This is a genomic window from Scandinavium goeteborgense (genome assembly GCF_003935895.2).
In the GTDB taxonomy this organism is placed as follows: Bacteria; Pseudomonadota; Gammaproteobacteria; order Enterobacterales; family Enterobacteriaceae; genus Scandinavium; species Scandinavium goeteborgense.
The window spans coordinates 3,483,182-3,502,915 of sequence record NZ_CP054058.1; the positions used below are offsets into that span (position 1 = coordinate 3,483,182).

General features: G+C 55.2%; 18 protein-coding genes and 1 other annotated feature. Of the genes, 9 read left to right on the forward strand and 9 right to left on the reverse strand.

The features are described from left to right. Nucleotides 1-44: 44 nt before the first annotated feature. Both A8O29_RS17520 and A8O29_RS17525 read right to left on the reverse strand, forming a co-directional pair. Entirely contained in the window at nucleotides 45-725 is a 681-nt protein-coding gene (locus A8O29_RS17520; RefSeq protein ID WP_125353513.1) for an isochorismatase family protein, read from the reverse strand. 55 nt (nucleotides 726-780) lie between these two features. Continuing rightward, a complete protein-coding gene (locus A8O29_RS17525) occupies nucleotides 781-1,650 on the reverse strand; it encodes a pirin family protein (protein ID WP_125353460.1) in 870 nt (289 codons plus the stop codon). 101 nt (nucleotides 1,651-1,751) lie between these two features. Here A8O29_RS17525 and A8O29_RS17530 point away from each other — a divergent pair, with 101 nt between their 5' ends. Next, on the forward strand, nucleotides 1,752-2,663 hold the full coding sequence (locus A8O29_RS17530) for a LysR family transcriptional regulator (protein WP_246316623.1): 912 nt from the start codon (nucleotides 1,752-1,754) through the stop codon (nucleotides 2,661-2,663). Nucleotides 2,664-2,706: 43 nt separating this feature from the next. Here A8O29_RS17530 and A8O29_RS17535 read toward each other — a convergent pair whose 3' ends face one another. The 4 genes from A8O29_RS17535 to A8O29_RS17550 all read right to left on the reverse strand — a co-directional run bounded on the left by A8O29_RS17535 (nucleotide 2,707) and on the right by A8O29_RS17550 (nucleotide 6,323). Next, nucleotides 2,707-3,039: a YbaB/EbfC family nucleoid-associated protein gene (locus A8O29_RS17535; RefSeq protein ID WP_110511710.1), complete on the reverse strand. Its 333-nt coding sequence runs from the start codon at nucleotides 3,037-3,039 to the stop codon at nucleotides 2,707-2,709. A gap of 55 nt (nucleotides 3,040-3,094) precedes the next feature. Continuing rightward, nucleotides 3,095-5,029: a DNA polymerase III subunit gamma/tau gene (dnaX, locus tag A8O29_RS17540; protein ID WP_125353458.1), complete on the reverse strand. Its 1,935-nt coding sequence runs from the start codon at nucleotides 5,027-5,029 to the stop codon at nucleotides 3,095-3,097. Next, nucleotides 3,701-3,765 (reverse strand) — a sequence feature (DnaX frameshifting element). It overlaps the preceding gene by 65 nt. A 212-nt stretch (nucleotides 5,030-5,241) precedes the next feature. After that, nucleotides 5,242-5,793: an adenine phosphoribosyltransferase gene (gene apt, locus A8O29_RS17545; protein ID WP_110511707.1), complete on the reverse strand. Its 552-nt coding sequence runs from the start codon at nucleotides 5,791-5,793 to the stop codon at nucleotides 5,242-5,244. A 155-nt stretch (nucleotides 5,794-5,948) separates the two neighbouring features. Beyond that, nucleotides 5,949-6,323, reverse strand: coding sequence for a DUF454 family protein (locus A8O29_RS17550; RefSeq protein ID WP_110511706.1), 375 nt, complete (start codon nucleotides 6,321-6,323; stop codon nucleotides 5,949-5,951). Between the two features lie 46 nt (nucleotides 6,324-6,369). On the opposite strand from A8O29_RS17550, the gene priC reads away from it, so the two are divergent. Continuing rightward, nucleotides 6,370-6,897 carry a primosomal replication protein N'' gene (gene priC / locus A8O29_RS17555; RefSeq protein ID WP_110511705.1) on the forward strand — a complete coding sequence of 176 codons (528 nt, stop codon included), beginning with the start codon at nucleotides 6,370-6,372 and terminating at the stop codon, nucleotides 6,895-6,897. An 11-nt stretch (nucleotides 6,898-6,908) separates the two neighbouring features. Next, the gene (gene rsmS / locus A8O29_RS17560) at nucleotides 6,909-7,067 is read left to right on the forward strand and encodes a pleiotropic regulatory protein RsmS (RefSeq protein ID WP_125353457.1); all 159 of its coding nucleotides are present in this window, start codon (nucleotides 6,909-6,911) and stop codon (nucleotides 7,065-7,067) included. 139 nt (nucleotides 7,068-7,206) lie between these two features. On the opposite strand, the gene mscK is transcribed toward rsmS, so the two are convergent. Both mscK and acrR read right to left on the reverse strand, forming a co-directional pair. Beyond that, nucleotides 7,207-10,560 (reverse strand): mechanosensitive channel MscK, encoded by a 3,354-nt coding sequence (gene mscK / locus A8O29_RS17565; RefSeq protein ID WP_159464202.1) that lies wholly within the window; start codon nucleotides 10,558-10,560, stop codon nucleotides 7,207-7,209. Nucleotides 10,561-10,688: 128 nt separating this feature from the next. After that, nucleotides 10,689-11,333, reverse strand: coding sequence for a multidrug efflux transporter transcriptional repressor AcrR (acrR, locus tag A8O29_RS17570; RefSeq protein WP_125355565.1), 645 nt, complete (start codon nucleotides 11,331-11,333; stop codon nucleotides 10,689-10,691). Between the two features lie 141 nt (nucleotides 11,334-11,474). On the opposite strand from acrR, the gene acrA reads away from it, so the two are divergent. The 6 genes from acrA to A8O29_RS17600 all read left to right on the forward strand — a co-directional run bounded on the left by acrA (nucleotide 11,475) and on the right by A8O29_RS17600 (nucleotide 18,237). Continuing rightward, nucleotides 11,475-12,668, forward strand: a complete 1,194-nt coding sequence (acrA, locus tag A8O29_RS17575) for a multidrug efflux RND transporter periplasmic adaptor subunit AcrA (RefSeq protein ID WP_125355563.1) — start codon at nucleotides 11,475-11,477, stop codon at nucleotides 12,666-12,668. A 22-nt stretch (nucleotides 12,669-12,690) separates the two neighbouring features. After that, the gene (gene acrB, locus A8O29_RS17580) at nucleotides 12,691-15,837 is read left to right on the forward strand and encodes a multidrug efflux RND transporter permease subunit AcrB (protein WP_125355561.1); all 3,147 of its coding nucleotides are present in this window, start codon (nucleotides 12,691-12,693) and stop codon (nucleotides 15,835-15,837) included. Nucleotides 15,838-16,343: 506 nt separating this feature from the next. After that, a complete protein-coding gene (gene tomB / locus A8O29_RS17585) occupies nucleotides 16,344-16,718 on the forward strand; it encodes an Hha toxicity modulator TomB (protein ID WP_125355559.1) in 375 nt (124 codons plus the stop codon). Between the two features lie 28 nt (nucleotides 16,719-16,746). Continuing rightward, nucleotides 16,747-16,965, forward strand: coding sequence for an HHA domain-containing protein (locus A8O29_RS17590; RefSeq protein WP_125355557.1), 219 nt, complete (start codon nucleotides 16,747-16,749; stop codon nucleotides 16,963-16,965). A 149-nt stretch (nucleotides 16,966-17,114) separates the two neighbouring features. Beyond that, nucleotides 17,115-17,669: a maltose O-acetyltransferase gene (gene maa, locus A8O29_RS17595; RefSeq protein WP_125355555.1), complete on the forward strand. Its 555-nt coding sequence runs from the start codon at nucleotides 17,115-17,117 to the stop codon at nucleotides 17,667-17,669. A gap of 97 nt (nucleotides 17,670-17,766) precedes the next feature. Next, on the forward strand, nucleotides 17,767-18,237 hold the full coding sequence (locus A8O29_RS17600) for a YlaC family protein (RefSeq protein ID WP_125355553.1): 471 nt from the start codon (nucleotides 17,767-17,769) through the stop codon (nucleotides 18,235-18,237). Here A8O29_RS17600 and pdxR read toward each other — a convergent pair. After that, nucleotides 18,206-19,666: a MocR-like pyridoxine biosynthesis transcription factor PdxR gene (pdxR, locus tag A8O29_RS17605; RefSeq protein ID WP_125355551.1), complete on the reverse strand. Its 1,461-nt coding sequence runs from the start codon at nucleotides 19,664-19,666 to the stop codon at nucleotides 18,206-18,208. The two genes, A8O29_RS17600 and pdxR, sit on opposite strands and share 32 nt — an antisense overlap. Between the last annotated feature and the right edge of the window lie 68 nt (nucleotides 19,667-19,734).

A 19,734-nucleotide genomic window follows, 5' to 3' on the forward strand; every position in this document is an offset into this window, starting at 1 on the left:
AAAAAGATACGCCTCTGCGCGAGCGATCGCGCAGAGGCGATGACTCAGGTGCGCTGCGAGTCTAGTGTTTCCTGATTCGTCACCACGTCCTGTGCCTTCTGATAGCTTTCCATCAGCAGCGGATATTCGGTGAACACGCCTGACCACAGGTTGGCCCATTCCATCGCATCATCACGGTTCCAGGTATGCTGAATTTCCGCGGTGACCGCCGCCATATCCAGCGGAACCACACCCGCCTGCATCACGCGCGCCAGGCTGATTTCCTGGGCCATTTTGGAATAGGTCCCGGACGCATCAATCACCGCGAAGACTTTAAAGCCGTCTGCCACTGCGCTGATCGCCGGGAATGCCATGCATACGCTGGTGACGGTCCCGGCGATAATCAGGGTGCTACGGCCGGTGGCTTTCACCGCCGCCACAAACTCCGGGTTATCCCAGGCGTTGATTTCACCCTTACGCGGCACGTACTGCGCATGCGGGGCATATTGGTGAATTTCCGGGATCAGCGGCCCGTTCGGGCCTTGCGGCACGGACGCGGTGGTGATGACCGGGATCTTCGCCAGCGTCGCCATTTTGGCGAGCACCGTAGCGTGCGTGCGCAGCGTGGTCATCGGCATGTCGTGGACCAGCTGGAACAGGCCGCTCTGGTGGTCGATCAGCAGCAGTACCGCGTCGTTCGGGTCGATCATTGGCTTTTGGCCGTTAAAGTTTGCTGGGGTCATGATTGTGTTCTCCATCTGATTAAAAATGAACGGCTACCGGGCTGGTAGCCGTTAACGTTTACTCGGCCTGCTGGCCGAATCGTCCTTGGTTGAAGTCGTCGATAGCCTGGTTGATTTCTTCACGGGTGTTCATCACGAACGGGCCATAACCCACTACCGGCTCATTCAGCGGTTCACCGCTCAGCACCAGCACCGTGGCGTCGTTGTTGGATTCAAGCGTTACGCTTTCGCCTTTCGCATCCAGCACGACCAGCTGTGCTTCCCGCGCAATTTCCTGATCATTTACCTGCACCGTGCCTTTCAGCACCACCAGCGCAGTGTTCCAGCCATCCGGCAGCGTCAGCGTGGTGGTGCTGTGGGCGTTGAGGCGCAAATCGAGAATGCGCATCGGCGAGAAGGTTTTCGCCGGGCCTCTATGCCCGTCCAGTTCACCGGCTATCACCCGTGCCAGACCGGCGTTATCCGGCAACGCCACCTGCGGAATATCGCCGTCGGTTATCGACTGATACGCCGCTGGCGTGGATTTATCCTTCGCCGGCAGGTTCACCCACAACTGGACCATTTCCAGCGAACCGCCCTTCTCACTGAAAGCCGGAGAGTGAAACTCTTCATGCAAAATGCCGCTTCCGGCGGTCATCCACTGCACGTCGCCCGGGCCAATCACCCCGCCGCTGCCGGTGGAATCGCGGTGCGCCACTTCACCTTTGTAGACGATAGTGACCGTTTCAAAACCGCGATGCGGGTGCACATCTACGCCGCGCTGGCCTTTGTTGCTCGGTTTAAATTCTGCCGGGCCCGCGTAATCCAGCAGCAGGAACGGGCTAAGCTGTTTGGCAAATTTTGCGTAGGAGAACAGGGAACGCACCGGGAACCCATCGCCCACCCAGTGGGACTGCGGGGCTGAGTACACACCTAAAATTGATTTCATCGTAAGCTCCATTGCGCTTGTTGTGATGGGATAAAGCTTACTCACAAGACAGTGACTGCGGTAGACTGAAAAAATGAACTCAGCGTTCCATAAACAGGACAATGAAAATGCAGGACCTCAACGATCTGTGGTATTTCGTGCAGGTGGTGGATAACGGCGGATTTTCCCCGGCCAGTCGGGTGATTGGCATTCCAAAATCACGCTTGAGCCGCCGGATTGCGTTGCTCGAAGAGCGGCTGGAAACGCGGCTTATTCAGCGATCGACACGCAGTTTTACGGTGACTGAAGCCGGGCAGATTTTCTATCGCCATTGCAAAGCGATGATGATTGAGGCCGAGGCCGCGCAGGAGGCGATTGATTCGCTGCGCGCCGAGCCGCGTGGCGTAATCCGTCTGACCTGTCCGATTACTTTGTTGCACGTGCACATCGGCGAGATGCTGGCGCAGTTTATGGCGCGCTTTCCCCACGTCACGGTACAGCTGGAAGAAACCAACCGTCAGGTGGATGTGCTGAATGAAAACGTCGATATTGCCATTCGCGTGCGTCCGCTTCCGCTGGAAGACAGCGATCTGGTGATGCGCAAGCTGGCCGACAGAAGTATGTGTCTGGTGGCGAGCCCGGCACTGGTGGCGCAGTTTGGCGTGCCGGATTCGCCCGCCGATCTCCAGCCCTGGCCGAGCCTCGCCTTAAGCAAGCCACAGCAGGTGTACCGCTGGTGTTTGTACGGGCCGGATAACCAGGACGTCACCCTGCATCACACGCCGCGGTATATCACTACTGACATGATTGCCTTACGCAGCGCGGCACTGGCCGGAGTCGGCATTGTGCAGTTGCCACGGCTGATGCTGAAAGAGCAGATTGCGGCAGGAACGCTGGTACATTTGTTGCCTGAGTGGCGAACGCGACGCGAAATCATCCACGCGGTCTTCCCTTCACGACGAGGTCAGCTTCCGGCGGTGCGGGCGTTGATTGATTTTCTGGCAGAGAGTTATGCGGGGTTTGATGAGGAGTAACTAAAAAAGAACACCCTCTCCGAGGAGAGGGTGTGGGATGACATTAGAACGGCATTTTAAAGCCTGGTGGCAGCTGCATTCCTGAGGAAACACCGGCCATTTTCTCTTTCTGGGTTTCTTCGATACGGCGTGCGGCGTCGTTGAACGCAGCAGCAACCAAATCTTCCAGCATGTCTTTGTCATCTTCGAGCAGACTTGGGTCGATCTCAACGCGACGGCAGTTGTGCGCGCCGTTGATGGTGACCTTGACCAGGCCCGCACCAGACTCACCGGTCACTTCCAGTTGAGCGATTTCTTCCTGCGCTTTCTGCATCTTTTCTTGCATCTGCTGGGCCTGTTTCATCAGGTTACCCAGACCGCCTTTTCCACCAAACATAGGCTTATCTCTCAGTCAGTCATGTTAAAGGTAAAACCGTAAGCCGGGCTTACAGTCAAATGGGTCGAATACTGTCTTCATCCAGATCCGCATCGAAGAAACGACGCAGGGTCTGGATGTTGTTATCGGCAACGATCGCCTCGCGTGCCTGCGCGAGCTTTTCTTCGTAAATGGCCTGACGCCACTCCAGCGGCGTACGCACCGCTGGATTATCATCTTCAACGATGGTCAGTTCAACCGGCGCGCCGGTTAATTCGCTCATCGCTTCGGTCAGAACCTTGAGCGCCCCGCCGTTATTCAGATGACGCTGGGACGGACGCAGGTGCAGGCAGACGCTGTTCCCGCTCTGCTCTTTCCACGCATTCAGCGCGACCTGTTCTACCAGTTTAGGCAATTTGAGCTGACTTACTTCTGCCGCCCAGCCATCGCGCTCTACGGCTTCAACCGCAAGTTTCGCGGCGAGCTCTGGCGTTTTCTCATGCTCCAGCGCTTTCTTCAGCGCCTTCGGCGTGGCGACCTCTTCCTTCACCACTTCGGTGATGGTGGTCGCTTTCCAGCGGTATGCTTCTTTTTTCTGCGGACGCTGTTCTTCCAGCGCCGTTGAAGATGGGCGCGCCTGAACGCGTTCCGTGACCGAGGCCAATCTCTCCAGCGCAGCATTGTTCACCGGCCGCGCGCGGGATGCGGCTGCCGGTTCACTCTTTTTTGCTTTGGGTGCTCCCTGAGCGCGTTGCAAATGGCTGCGGGCCGCCAGCACCTGGCTGGTGGAATCCGGTAGCGTTTCGCTTTGATACGCAGGCGCGGCTGGCGCTTGCTGAGGGGCAACCTGCGTCGGGTGCATCACCGCCGTCGGCGCGACGGGGGCAAAAGACTGCGGCTGAACGTCCGGCTCCGGCAACGGCTGGCGCGGATGGAACGCCAGCGCGCGCAGCAAGGTCATTTCGACACCCATCCGGCGGTCCGGCGCATACGGCAGCTCTTTGCGGCCGATCAGCAGCGTCTGGTAATACAGTTGAATATCGGCGGGCGGCACGGTTCGCGCCAGCTCGCGCATCCGGTGTTCTACCGGTGCCATGTCGCTGCCCAGCGCCGACGGCGACAGCTGCACCATCGCAATGCGGTGCAGCAGGCTTTGCATTTCGACCAGCAGCGCTTCCCACTCGATACCGCGAGATGCGGCCTCGTGGATAAGCGCCATCACCTGCTCACCGTTGGCACCGACCAGCGCTTCAATCAGCGACAGCGCCTGATCGTCGTCGAGCGTGCCGAGCATGGTGCTCACGCTGGCGGCGGTCAGCTGTCCGTCACCGCTGGCAATCGCCTGGTCGGTGAGGCTCAGCGCGTCACGCAGGCTGCCATCGGCCGCGCGGGCCAACAGCTGCAAGGCGCGCGTTTCGGAAACAATTTTCTCTTCGCCGAGAATATGTTCCAGCTGATGGCGAATCTGATCGACGTCAAGCGCCTTCAGATGGAATTGCAGACAACGGGAAAGGATCGTCACCGGCAGCTTTTGCGGATCGGTGGTCGCCAGCAGGAATTTTACGTGCGATGGCGGCTCTTCCAGCGTTTTTAACAGCGCGTTAAAGCTGTGACGCGAGAGCATGTGCACTTCATCGATCAGATAGACCTTGAAGCGACCGCGAGCCGGGGCGTACTGCACGTTATCCAGCAGGTCACGGGTATCTTCGACTTTGGTGCGCGAGGCGGCATCGATCTCAATCAGATCGACAAAACGGCCCTGCTCGATTTCACGGCAGTTATCACACACGCCGCACGGCGTGGCGGTGATGCCGCTTTCGCAGTTCAGCCCTTTCGCCAGCAGACGTGCGATAGAGGTTTTCCCTACGCCGCGGGTGCCGGAAAACAGATACGCATGGTGGATACGGCCAGACGCCAGGCCGTTCGCCAGTGCGGTCAGCACATGTTCCTGGCCGACGACGTCAGCGAAGGTTTGTGGTCGCCATTTTCGGGCTAAGACCTGATAACTCATTGGCAGGCTCTGCAACGCTGGAAGGTGGAATTCTGGGGGTAATGCTAACATAGCCTGGCAAAATCAGCGAGGCTGTGTCTTGTCTTCACTTATCAGTCGTTATCGTTGCAGCCAGTTTGGTCACGGCCAGCGCGCAAAAACCGGAGCGTACACAGAGTACATGAGGTTTTTGAGCACTGCCCGGGGCCAAAATGGCAAATAAGATAGACTGATCAATGTCCTGGGAAGGGTACCAGGCTGTAGCAGTTGATGCCCTGGTTTTCCAGGCGCTGTTCACCACCCAGATCGAACAGATTGATGATGAACGCGGCGTCGGTGACTTCACCACCCAGACGACGGATCAGCTTCACGGTCGCTTCGATGGTACCGCCGGTTGCCAGCAGATCGTCGACCACCAGCACTTTGTCGCCTGGCTGGATAGCATCGATGTGGATTTCCAGCTGATCAGTGCCGTATTCCAGCTCATAGCTTTCAGCGATAGTTTCACGCGGCAGTTTGCCCGGTTTACGTACCGGTACAAACCCTACGCCCAACGCCAGCGCGACCGGAGCACCAAACAGGAAGCCACGCGCCTCGGTACCCACCACTTTGGTGACACCCATGTTTTTAAAACGCTCGGTCAGCAGTTCAATGCTGAGCGCATAGGCTTTCGGGTCTTCCAGCAAACTGGTGACATCGCGGAAAAGAATGCCAGGTTTCGGATAGTCCTGGATGCTTTTGATGCTGTTTTTCAGAAATTCAAGCTGCTGTGCAGTTGCGGTCATAGGTGTATGCCTGATTAAAACGGTGTTACTCACAAGGCGCCTTTTCTGCGGTATCAAGTTACACTTGATTAACTTTTAACCCGCTGGGCCCGTGCTCGAAAACGCCAGAATGTACTGGCACTCAAACAGAAATGCAATAACGATTACCAGCATTATTATTTTTGTTGTTTTGCATCAACCACTGGAATACGCCACAGGAAAATCAGCAGGCAGGCGAGGATCCCCAGCAGTAAAAATCGCACCCACAACATCTTCACCAGCCACAACGAAAAGGCGAAGGTCACCAGCGTAACCACGATGGCGCGAGATTTCGCTCCCGGCGGCATCGCTTTATGCTGCTGCCAGTGACGCAAATAGCCGCCAAACCACGAGCGATACAGCAGCCAGTGGTGGAATCGCGGGGAAGATTGCGCAAAGCACCAGGCCGCTAGCAGGATGAAAGGCGTGGTCGGCAAGAGCGGTAAAAACACGCCCAGGGTGCCAAGGACTACCGCCAGCCAGCCAATGATGTTTAGAATGGTCCGTTTCATAACGGCAAATGTAGCACAGGCCACCGTCCTTTCGAGGGAGAAAAGCATGAAAACTGACCTGTTACTGCAATCGCTGGATGCGCAGCTTTCGCGCCTCGAAGCCGAGGTCGCCCCGATGGCGTTTCATGCCACCATTGGCGCCCGTTTTGACCGGCAGCTTTTTCGCACCCGCAGTTCATTATTACAGGCCTGCGTGGAAGAGGCGCGAGGCAATTTGAAAGCGTTGCACCTGGCGGTTGAAAAGCAGCAGCTCGCGCAGGTGCAGTGGCTGGCGGAACATCTGGTTTCCCAACTGGAAGCCATTGCCCGGGAAAGTGCCGCCTGGCAGCTGCGCGAGTGGGATAATGGTTCCCCGGCGTTGACGCGCTGGCAGCGTAAGCGGCTTCAGCACCAGGAGTTTGAGCGCCGCCTGCTGGAGATGACGCAGCAACGCCGCCAGCAGTTAGCGCAGGCCACGACGCTTGCGGATCAGCAACGGCTTTCCAGGGAGGTCGACGCGTTTAGCGCCCGGCTGGCACGCTGTCGCGGCGCGCTGGAAAATATTGAAAACGTACTGGCGCGCATGACGCGCTAACAGGAGAACGCATGTCGCTGGAGAATGCCCCGGATGACGTCAAACTGGCGGTCGATTTGATTATGCTGCTCGAGGAACACGCGATTGCCCCTGAAGTTGTGCTTCGCGCGCTGGAGATAGTGAAGAAAGATTTTGAGCAGAAAGTTGAGGCGGGTAGCTCGTCATCCTAAGGGAGAATCCGGTGCGGCCTGATGCCCTCTCCCCGACCCTCTCCCACGGGGAGAGGGAGAAAACCAAGCAGCTCGTAACTTCCGTAACGGATTATTCCCTCTCCCTGCGGGAGAGGGTTAGGGAGAGGGGGTGTGGCAATCACGCACCCGCAGGTGTCGGATCGTCCCCTTTCACTTCGCGCTTCACTTCTGTCACTTGATCACCCTTTTTGTTGCTCAGATGAACTTCCAGCTGGTTAAACGCAATGTTAATGCCATTCTCACGACACAGGCGGTCGATGGTGCGGTTCAGCTCATCCACGGTGTAGCTGCGATCGCGTAATTCACGCACGTACAAACGCAGCTCGTGATCCAGCGTACTCTGCCCGAAATTAGTGAAGAACACCGACGGCTCCGGATCGTGCATGACTTTCGGGTGCTCCATCGCCGCTTGCAGCAGCACTTCTTTGACCTTATCCAGGTCAGAACCGTAGGCCACGCCGAGGCGGATCACCACGCGAGTGATGGTATCGCTCAGCGACCAGTTGATCAGACGCTCAGTCACGAAGGCTTTGTTCGGGATGATCACTTCTTTACGGTCAAAGTCGGTAATGGTGGTGGCGCGGATACGGATCTTGCTGACCGAACCCGAGTACGTCCCGATGGTCACCGTATCGCCGATGCGCACCGGACGCTCGAACAGGATGATCAGACCGGAAACAAAGTTACCGAAAATTTCCTGTAAGCCGAAACCCAGGCCGACCGACAGCGCGGCGGCGAGCCATTGCAGTTTGTCCCACGACACGCCGAGCGAACCAAAGACAGTCATTGCGCCCGCACCGATAATCACATAATTCAAAATCGTCGTGATGGCGTAAGAGGCCCCCTGGCGCATGTTCAGGCGCGAGAGTACCAGCACTTCCAGCAGGCCAGGTAAGTTGCGGATTAACGCCCAGGCGACGCCAAACGAAATCAGCGCAAACAGCAGGCTGCCGAGCGTGACGTTACGCAGCACTTCAGCCCCGGCTTCGGTCACGTTGTAATGCCACAGCGTGATACTGTCGAGATAAGCGAAAACGGTGATTAAGTCGGACCAAATCGCCCAGAACATCACACCAAACAGCGCGGTCATCACCAGCACCGTGATACGCAATGTCTGCTGGTTTACGTCTTCCAGCGCGATGGTCGGTTCTTCCAGCGGCTCTGCCCCTTCCGCGCCCTCTTTCACGACATGCTGGCGACGTGCTAACGCACGGCGGTAAGCGATTCGGCGAGCGGCTACGCTCAGGCCACGCAGAACGGTCTGGTAAATCAGGTTCCACAGAATGACCAGATAAACGGTTTCAATCCAGCGGCCAGCCAGGCGCAGCGTGGTGTAGAAATACCCGGTGGCGGTCAGCACCATCAGCGCAACCGGCACAATCGCCAGCGTGGTAATGGTGATGAGGCGCAGGCTGTGGGACTCTTTGTCACGCCAGCTGTCGCGGCACATCGGCCAGACAAGCACGGTGATCAGCAAAAGGTTGAGGAAAATCGCAAACTGGCCGAGCACGTCATCCATCAGGTGCAGCGGAGAGAGTTCTGCTTCAACAGACCAGAAGTGCAGCGGCAGCAGCGCCAGGCTGATGCGCACAATCTGCCGACGCCAGTGGCTGGTCAGTTGGGGCTGCATGTTGAAATGCATAACCGCGACGCCGTTTTTCTCGAGCACTTTCCAGCACAAGCCAAAAATCAGCCAGAACAACGCCAGCTTTTTACTGAACGCCCACAGCAGGTCACTGATATTGAGCTGCATGGTCAGCAGGATCAGGCCCACCGCCAGGATTAACATCACCACCGGCAGGGTGCGGACCAGATCGAGTAACAGCGCTTTCGGGGTATTGAGCTGGCTGTCGTTACGCAGCTGCCCCACTTCCGAGGCCAGCTTTTGCTGGTAGTTGCGCAGCCATTTCATGCGCCAACGGATAAGCCCGGCGATCAACAGCAGCGGCAACCCGGCGAGGAAGGCGACGAACACCGACGGCCAGGCCTTTTCCCAGTTGACGGTGACTTTCATTTTGCTGAACTGATCTTTCAGCGCTGACGGGAACGATTTTATCCAGTCCCAGTCCATCGGTTTGTTGCTGTTCACCCAGAAAATTTGCTGGGTAAGAATCGAGCGCAGGCTTTTTGAGACGCTCATCAACTGCTGCTGGTTCACCTGCAGGTTGATGGCCATCATCAGCTGGTTACCGAGCTGCTTGTTCATCTGGTCGAGCAATTCACGGCGCATATCGACCACCTGGGTCAGCGCATCGGTCACTTCGTCGGTGACGTCGGTTTGGTGGCCCTCTTCCAGCTTCGCCACGAAATCGTCGCTCTGGAACAGCGCATCGCGCTGCTGATTCACTTCAAACTGCTCAAGACGCAGGTCCGCAATGCGGTTGGTCATGTCTTCCAGTTCATCCGCCGACGGCAGCGTCTGCTGTTCCTGATAGAGAATACGCGACAGCAGCAGGCTGCCTTTGAGCATCGAAATCTGTTCTTTGATATTGCGTTCAGACTGCAGCGCGCGGTCGAGCCAGGTTTTGACGCGAATATTCTGCTGCACCAGCTGGTTGCCGGTTTCGGTCGCGTTGATCAGGCGTTCGCTGAGTTGATGGTTAACATCCAACTCCTGTTTGACCAACGGATTTGCCTGAATGCGTTCGGCATCGTCAGGCGAGACCGCTTCCTGCGCCGTTTTTTCGGTCAGGATCAGACGCTTGCTGTTTACCGCTTCCTGTAACAGCTGGAGCTGATGCTGAAGCCGATTGCTGTTGGCAGTGACGTAATCGCGCTGTTTTTGCAGCGTGTCCTGCAACACGGTGTTGCCAGAGAGGCTTTTACGCTGCTGATCGAGTTCGGCATTGAGCAGTGCCTGCTGCACTAACAGCATGGTTTGTTGAGTCGGACGCAGCGCGTCTTCACCCACGGTGGTGCCGTTCAGGCGATTACGAATCTGTTGAAGCTGCTGGGAGGCGTTGTACATGGCATTCTGCACGCGTTCGGGCTGCGTTTGCAGGGAGACCAGCTGGCTGTTGTAGGTGGCGAGATCGTTCTGCGCGGTTTGCAGTTGATCGAGCACGTCGCTCACCCGTGATTCCAGCTGGCGCATGGAAAGCTGATTCAGGTTTTTGCGGGTTTCGTCGTCGTTGTCGACGTCAGACAGCGCGTTGAGGCTATCGGTGGCCTGGCGCATTTTGGCCGGTGCCTGGTCTATCTGCTGTTTAAGCTGCGCGGTTTCATCTTTGACGCGGTCAATTTTATCGAGCAGTTGCAGCGTGTCCGACAGATCCTGCTCAACGAGCTTATCCTGCGGAGTGAGTTCTTTTTTCTTGCTCAGCGTTGTGAGCTGCTTTTGCACGTCGGCCCGTTCAGGCAGATCGTTATTGCTTTGCGCGCGCGCCTGGGAAATGCCAGTGGCACTGAAGAAAAAGGTCAGCGCGATGATGAACGCGGGAAATGATTTTCGCCAGAAATTGTTGTGCAGCATAGAGTCAGCATGAATGAGTTCAGGGCCGGAGACGCCGGGAGCAATTGCCGGCGAAGAATAGCATTTCTCCCGTTCGCCGAATAGCAGGCAGCCTTAGGAAAATTCCGGGTATATTCCGTTTTACCCGTTCATTGCGATGGGGCGGCCCGCAGCGTCGGGCAAAACTGGTACATTTCCAGCAAAATAGCGATGTAGTCTCTGGCTTCTTTTTTCAGGTCAAACGTGTCGGGAGAAAATAACCAGTTTTCGACAATCCCGGAAATATAGCTACGCATTAAAATGGCGGCGCGTCGGGTGAGTAAATCAGCCGGAAGTTGTCCGGCGAGGGTACATTCTCGTAGGGCCTGCTCTACCCGGTCATAACTTTCGAGACAAAGGTCGCGCTGAACCTGCTGCACCACGGCCATTTCGCCAACAAATTCACATTTATGGAAGATAATCTCCATCAATAACCGCCGACGCTCTACCACCACCGTCGCTTCCAGAATATAAACTAATATTTCCCTAAGAACTGAGAGTGGATCGCCAGGGAATTTTGCCTGATACTCAGACTCAAGTCTGCCGATACTGAATTCATAAAGCTGCCAGATTTCATTAAATAAATCTGATTTGTTCTTGAAATGCCAGTAAATTGCTCCGCGGGTTACACCAGCCGCTTTTGCAATCTCGGCCAACGAGGTGGTTGATACCCCCCGTTGGGAAAATAATCGCAGGGCCACATCAAGAATGTGATGCCGTGTTTCCAGGGCTTGTTGTTTGGTTTTTCGTGCCATAGGTTGGTGAATTTACAGAGGTTAGATTTACATACATTTGTGAATGTATGTACCATAGCACGACCATAATATAAAGCAGCAATGGGTTTGTGGACATTTGATCCATGGATCAATTTGAAATCGGACACTCGAGGTTTACATATGAACAAAAACAGAGGGTTAACGCCTCTGGCGGTCGTTCTGATGCTTTCAGGCAGCTTAGCGCTTACAGGATGTGACGATAAACAGGCTCAACAAGGAGCGGCCCATACACCAGAAGTTGGTGTAGTAACGCTCAAAACCGAACCTCTCCAAATCACGACTGAATTACCTGGCCGCACCAGTGCTTTCCGTATCGCAGAAGTTCGTCCTCAGGTGAGTGGCATTATCCTGAAACGCAACTTTACGGAAGGCGGTGAAATCAAGGCTGGCGAGTCTCTGTATCAGATTGATCCAGCAACCTATCAGGCTTCCTATGACAGCGCGAAAGGCGATCTGGCGAAAGCACAAGCCGCAGCCAAAATTGCTCAGGTAACGGTCAACCGTTATCAGAAACTGGTGGGTACTCAGTACATCAGTAAACAAGATTACGACACTGCGCTGGCGGATGCTCAGCAGGCTAATGCCGCCGTACTGGCTGCGAAAGCCGCCGTTGAAACTGCGCGTATCAACCTGGCTTACACCAAAGTGACCTCCCCTATCGGCGGCCGCATTGGCAAATCTTCTGTTACCGAAGGTGCGCTGGTACAGAACGGTCAGGCTGACGCATTGGCAACCGTGCAGCAGCTCGATCCTCTCTATGTGGATGTGACGCAATCCAGTAACGATTTCCTTCGTCTGAAGCAGGAACTGACCAGCGGCTCGCTGAAGCAAGTTGACGGCAAAGCGAAGGTCGACCTTGTTACTCAGGACGGTATCAAATATTCGCAGAGCGGTACCCTGGAATTCTCTGATGTGACCGTAGACCAGACCACCGGTTCTATCACCCTGCGTGCAGTGTTCCCTAACCCGGATCATACCCTGCTGCCAGGGATGTTCGTTCGGGCGAAGCTGGAAGAAGGCACTAACCCATCGGCGCTGCTGGTACCACAGCAGGGCTTAACCCGCACCCCACGTGGTGATGCCAGCGTTATGGTGGTCGGTGAAGGCGATAAAGTTGAACTTCGCCAGGTTACCGCGAATCAGGCGTTTGGTGACAAATGGCTGGTTACCGACGGCCTGAAAGCAGGCGATCGCGTCATCATTACCGGATTACAAAAAGTAAAACCGGGCGCTCAGGTAAAAGCGCAGGAAGTCACTTCTGACAATCAGCAGCAAACCGCAGGTAATGCGGCGTCAGAACAGCCTAAGTCTTAACTTAAACAGGAGACGTTAAGACATGCCTAATTTCTTTATCGATCGCCCCATATTCGCATGGGTGATCGCCATCATTATCATGCTGGCAGGGGGACTTGCGATCCTCAAATTGCCGATAGCGCAATATCCAACGATTGCGCCACCGGCAATTGCCATCACGGCCGTGTATCCCGGAGCGGATGCTGAGACCGTGCAGAACACCGTGACGCAGGTTATCGAACAGAACATGAACGGTATCGATAACCTGATGTATATGTCGTCCAACGGTGACTCTACCGGTACAGCAACCATTACGCTGACCTTCCAGTCTGGTACCGATCCAGACATCGCGCAGGTTCAGGTGCAGAACAAACTGCAGCTGGCGATGCCGCTTCTGCCGCAGGAAGTTCAGCAGCAGGGCGTGAGCGTAGAGAAAGCGTCAAGCAGCTTCCTGATGGTTGTCGGTGTGATTAACACCAACGGCACCATGACGCAGGACGATATCTCCGACTACGTTGCAGCCAACATGAAGGATCCGATCAGCCGTACTTCCGGCGTCGGTGACGTTCAGCTGTTCGGTTCTCAGTACGCGATGCGTATCTGGATGGACCCGAACAAACTGAATAACTTCCAGTTGACCCCTGTGGACGTTATCACCGCGCTGAAAGCACAGAACGCCCAGGTTGCAGCCGGTCAGTTAGGCGGTACTCCGCCGGTGAAAGGCCAGCAACTGAACGCCTCGATCATTGCCCAGACGCGTCTGACTAACACCGATGAGTTCGGCAAAATCTTGCTGAAAGTGAATCCGGACGGCTCACAGGTTCGTCTGCGTGACGTGGCGAAGATTGAACTCGGCGGCGAAAACTACGACGTTGTGGCGAAGTTTAACGGACAGCCTGCATCAGGTCTGGGGATCAAACTGGCGACCGGCGCGAACGCGCTGAACACCGCCGATGCGATTCGCGCTGAACTGGCCCGTATGGAGCCCTTCTTCCCTGCCGGGATGAAAATTGTTTACCCGTACGACACCACGCCGTTCGTAAAAATCTCCATTCACGAAGTGGTTAAAACGCTGGTTGAAGCGATTATCCTCGTGTTCCTCGTCATGTATCTGTTCCTGCAGAACTTCCGAGCCACGCTGATCCCAACCATCGCGGTGCCTGTGGTACTGCTCGGCACCTTTGCGGTACTTTCCGCATTCGGCTTCTCGATAAACACCCTGACGATGTTCGGGATGGTACTCGCCATCGGCCTGTTGGTGGATGACGCCATCGTGGTGGTCGAGAACGTCGAGCGTGTGATGGCCGAGGAAGGACTTCCGCCGAAAGAAGCCACCCGTAAATCAATGGGCCAGATCCAGGGCGCGTTGGTGGGTATCGCGATGGTACTGTCCGCAGTATTCATCCCGATGGCCTTCTTCGGCGGTTCAACCGGTGCGATTTATCGTCAGTTCTCCATCACCATCGTATCGGCGATGGCGCTGTCGGTTCTTGTGGCGTTGATCCTGACCCCTGCGCTGTGTGCCACCATGCTGAAGCCGATTCAGAAAGGCGGCCACGGCGAGCACAAAGGATTCTTCGGCTGGTTTAACCGCATGTTCGATAAGAGCACGCATCATTACACCGACAGCGTAGGCAACATTCTGCGCAGCACCGGTCGTTACTTGCTGCTCTACATCATCATCGTGGTGGGCATGGCTTATCTGTTCGTTCGACTGCCAAGCTCCTTCTTGCCGGATGAAGACCAGGGCGTGTTCCTGACCATGGCGCAGCTGCCTGCAGGTGCGACGCAGGAACGTACGCAGAAAGTCCTTGATGAGGTGACGGATTACTACCTCAACAAAGAGAAAGCGAACGTTGAATCCGTGTTTGCGGTTAACGGCTTCGGCTTCGCCGGTCGTGGCCAGAACACCGGTATCGCGTTCGTTTCTCTGAAGGACTGGAGTGAACGTCCGGGTGACGAAAACAAAGTTGGCGCGATTACCGGTCGTGCGATGGCGCGCTTCTCGCAGATTAAAGATGCGATGGTGTTCGCCTTCAACCTGCCAGCGATTGTTGAACTGGGTACGGCAACCGGCTTTGACTTCCAGCTGATTGACCAGGCGGGCCTCGGCCACGAAAAACTGACCCAGGCGCGTAACCAGCTGTTTGGCGAAGTGGCTAAGCACCCTGATATGCTGGTCGGTGTACGTCCGAACGGTCTGGAAGATACGCCGCAGTTCAAAATCGATATTGATCAGGAAAAAGCGCAGGCGTTGGGTGTGTCCATTAGCGACATCAACACCACGCTGGGAGCCGCCTGGGGCGGTAGCTACGTCAACGACTTCGTCGACCGTGGCCGCGTGAAAAAAGTGTATGTGATGTCCGAAGCGCCATACCGTATGCTGCCGAACGATATTGGCAACTGGTACGTGCGTGGCAGCAATGGTCAGATGGTGCCGTTCTCCGCCTTCTCTACTTCGCGTTGGGAATACGGTTCGCCGCGTCTGGAACGCTATAACGGTCTGCCTTCAATGGAAATCCTCGGCCAGGCTGCACCGGGTAAGAGTACCGGTGAAGCGATGCTGCTGATGGAACAACTGGCGGGCAAACTGCCAACCGGCGTGGGCTACGACTGGACGGGCATGTCCTACCAGGAACGTCTGTCCGGTAACCAGGCCCCTGCCCTGTACGCAATTTCACTGATTGTCGTGTTCTTGTGTCTGGCTGCCCTGTACGAGAGCTGGTCGATTCCGTTCTCGGTCATGCTGGTGGTTCCGCTCGGGGTTGTGGGTGCGCTGTTAGCCGCCACCTTCCGCGGGTTGACCAACGACGTGTACTTCCAGGTAGGCCTGCTGACAACCATTGGCTTGTCGGCGAAGAACGCGATTCTTATCGTGGAATTCGCCAAAGACCTGATGGAGAAAGAAGGTAAGGGCCTGATTGAATCAACGCTCGAGGCAGTCCGTATGCGTCTGCGTCCGATTCTGATGACCTCCCTGGCGTTTATCCTTGGGGTAATGCCGCTGGTTATCAGCACCGGTGCAGGTTCCGGCGCACAGAACGCCGTTGGTACAGGCGTAATGGGCGGGATGGTCACCGCGACCGTGCTGGCTATCTTCTTTGTTCCTGTGTTCTTCGTGGTGGTTCGCCGCCGTTTCAGTAAAAAGAACGAAGATGTCGAACATACTCATCCGGTAGAACGTCATTAATTAGCGTTTGCTGTAATGAAAAAGGGCCGCTTCTGCGGCCCTTCTTTTTTGTCTCATAAGATTAATCGCACGTATTGCGTAATGGTTTATTTAACGATAACCATCAGCAGGGATATAATCCTAATAATGTGGATATTTTCCGCAGGCAATATGAGGAAATTCTGCCTTGCTTTTCAGACGATCTCTTAGGATTACTCTTAGATTGTTTGCCTGATACGCAATGGCTATTCATTAAAACGGGTTTTCATTCAACATAAGCTAATGAAAAATAAGCGTGTCTACGCCTATTTTCCGATAACAGTCTTACGTCATTAGTATTAGAAATGTCGTGTAATGTGGATGATGGCACGGTAAATAACGGTAATTGTAATTTTTCGTAATAGCGCGGTGAAATCTTTTTCAGAGTAGATTATAGTTACCGTATCAGGTTCACAGCGTATGTTCCGGGTCAGACAGTAGTATCCATCCCACACGGTGTTTGTTGATTAATCATAAGGGGATGCGTTATGGACGAGTATTCGCCAAAAAGACATGATCTCGCACAGCTTAAATTCCTCTGTGAAACGCTGTATCATGACTGTCTCGCTAACCTTGAAGAAAACCGAGCTGGCTGGGTTAATGACCCAACGTCGGCGCTGAATCTTCAACTCAATGAACTGATCGAGCATATTGCAACCTTCGCACTTAATTACAAAATTAAGTATAACGAAGACAATAAATTGATCGCGCAAATCGATGAATATCTGGACGATACCTTTATGTTGTTCAGTAACTACGGCATTAATGCAGATGATCTGCAAAAATGGCGGAAGTCTGGTAACAGACTTTCCCGTTGCTTTGTCAATCTTAGCCGGACGAACCCTGTAAGTCTTTCTTGTTAAAATTATTACAATCAAAAAAGGTGAAGTTATGTCAGATCAACCTTTAACAAAAACTGATTATTTGATGCGACTGCGACGTTGTCAGACGCTTGATACATTAGAACGCGTTATTGAAAAGAATAAATATGAACTCTCAGATAATGAGTTGGCTGTTTTTTACTCAGCAGCGGACCATCGTCTTGCAGAACTCACCATGAATAAGCTCTATGATAAAATCCCATCGTCTGTGTGGAAATTTATACGTTAATAAACACTGCTTATGCTCCTCCTCCCCCGACTTTCTTTACTGACAACAGTACAGATTACAATGTGATAAAAGTCACACGCCGAGCCAGGGAACGTTCCCCATTGGCGCGACAGCCTATACTGTGACTCTCTGATCAAAAGGAGAATCACATGAGTGAAGAAAAACGTAAAATGATCGCCGGAGAGCTGTATCGTCCGGGTGATACCACCCTCCGTGCCGACCGTTTACGCGCCAGAAATGCCCTGCATCAATACAATCACTCCTCGCCTGAGGAGAAAGCGCTACGTTCCCGTTTGCTGGGGGAACTGCTCGGGCGGGCTGAAGACGCATATATTGAACCCACTTTCCGCTGCGACTACGGTTACAACATTTTCCTCGGCCAAAACTTTTACGCTAATTTCGACTGCGTGATGCTGGACGTCTGTCCGATTCAAATTGGCGATAACTGCATGCTCGCCCCCGGCGTACATATTTATACCGCCACCCATCCGCTCGATGCCGACGAACGAAATAGCGGGGCGGAATATGGAAAACCGGTGACGATTGGCAACAGCGTCTGGATTGGCGGCAGGGCTATCATTAATCCGGGAGTCACTATCGGCGATAATGCAGTGATTGCCTCCGGTGCGGTGGTAGTCAAAGATGTCCCGGCCAATGCGGTGGTGGGCGGCAATCCGGCGAAGATAATCAAAATGCTCTCCTGACTGTTATGCTTTTCTGTCACTGAACTGTTACTTTTCGCCTGAATTGACGCAACATAAAATGGGGCATCCCCCGATTCAGGCATAACAGAAGGCGCAGATGTCCGAAATCCAACAACTGCTCACCCGCACCATCAACGAGCTGAACAGCATCGAGAAGCGTGACAACCGTCCGCGCTTCAGCATCAGCTTTATCCGCCGCTTCCCAGGGCTGTTTATCGCCATGTATCTCGGCTTCCTCGCCACCTGGATTGTCATGTACCGCTCGGAAACGCTGGCGGATTCCCAATGGCTATTGGTGGTGTTGTTCATCGTGATGAATGGATTTTTCTTTTTTGACGTGGCCCCGCGCTACCGTTACGAAGATATCGACGTGCTCGATTTCCGCGTCTGCTACAACGGCGAGTGGTACAACACCCGTTTCGTACCCGACACGCTGATCGACAGCATCATGCATTCGCCGCGCGTGGCAGAGCCGCAGAAAAGCCAGCTAAAGAAAATGGTCGCCACCAAAGGCGAACTGTCGTTCTACGATATATTTACTCTGACCCGCGCCGAGTCTGCGTCATAAGCCGATTCAGGGTACGGATCCCGGCCACAAACCGCGACGCCGAGGTATTGCCGTACCCCAGCACCAGCCCCGTTTCGCCTTGAGACGGGTCAAGATAGAAACGACTCAGCGCCGCCGGGGCCAGCTGGAACTGGCGCGCTAAATCCACCACCTTTCCGTCATCAATCCCGGCGATTTTCACCGTCAGGTGCATCCCGCCTTCCCCGGCCGAAATACAATGCGGCAGCGTCAGCTCCTGCTGAATGGCCGCCCGCAGCTGCGCCTGACGCTTGCGGTACAAGCGACGCATCGACGCCAGATGCCGCGCGTAGTGCCCTTCTTCAATGAAATGTGCCAGCGTGCGCTGCTCCACGCGATGCCCACCGCGCAGCAAAGAATGAATCGCGGGCTGCACCGATTTCGCCAGCGCTTTGGGCATCACCACAAAACCAATGCGCAGCGACGGAAACAGCGTTTTGCTGAAGGTCCCGAGATACACCACCGGCGCATTCGGCACCATCCCGAGCATCGCCGGGATCGGCTCGCCGCTGTAGCGAAACTCGCTGTCGTAATCATCTTCAATAATCCACGCGTCGTGCTGACGGGCGAACGCCAGCCACGCCAGACGTCGGGGGGCGCTCATCAGATTTCCGAGTGGATACTGATGCGAAGGCGAGGTGAAAATGAACCGGGGCGCGGGCAATTCTGATGAGGTAAAGCACATGCCTTCCTCGTCCACCGGCAGGCCATGAATCGGCAATCCGGCGGAAATAAACGCGCTGCGGGCGCCAAAATAACCGGGGTCTTCAAACCACACCGGCTGGCCTCTTTCGCTCAGCAGCTGCGTGCACAAATTCAGCCCTTCGCGTGCGCCTTCGGTAATCACTACCTGGCTTGCATCACAATCAATCCCGCGTGACAGCGCCAGATGCCGGGCGATCGCCACCCGCAGCGACGCTTCGCCAGCGGAATCACCGTAGCCCAACAGCATGCTGCCTTCATCACGCCATACGCGGTCGAGTAGACGCCGCCAAAGTGGCAACGGGAAATAGTTCACCGCAGGCGTACCCGGCGTAAACGCCAGCACTGGCGAATCCCGACGCGTACCCGCGGGCAGCTGCGCCAGATGCGGTGGCAGGCTGATTGCCGAGGATGCGGTCGTATCAATCGCCGAGGAATGCGGCAGCGTCGCTACCTGCGAGCCCTGCCGGTCACGCAGCAAGTAGCCTTCCGTCGCCAGCTGGTCCAGCGCGGCGTTGATGGTGTTGCGCGAAAGCCGCAGCTGCTGGGCAATGGCGCGCGATCCAGGCAATCGGCTCTTCGGCTGCAGCTGCCCTTTCAGAATGGCGTGGCGCAGCGCGTGGTAAATTGTCCGCTGCAGCGTTTCGCCGTCGCGCAGCTGCAAGGCCTTCGCCAACAGCCCATAAAACGCATCATCAGGAATATTCATCGGCTCTCCTCGTGGTACCACCAGAAGATACTCCCGTGGATCTTTTTAGGGAACCATCAACACCCTAT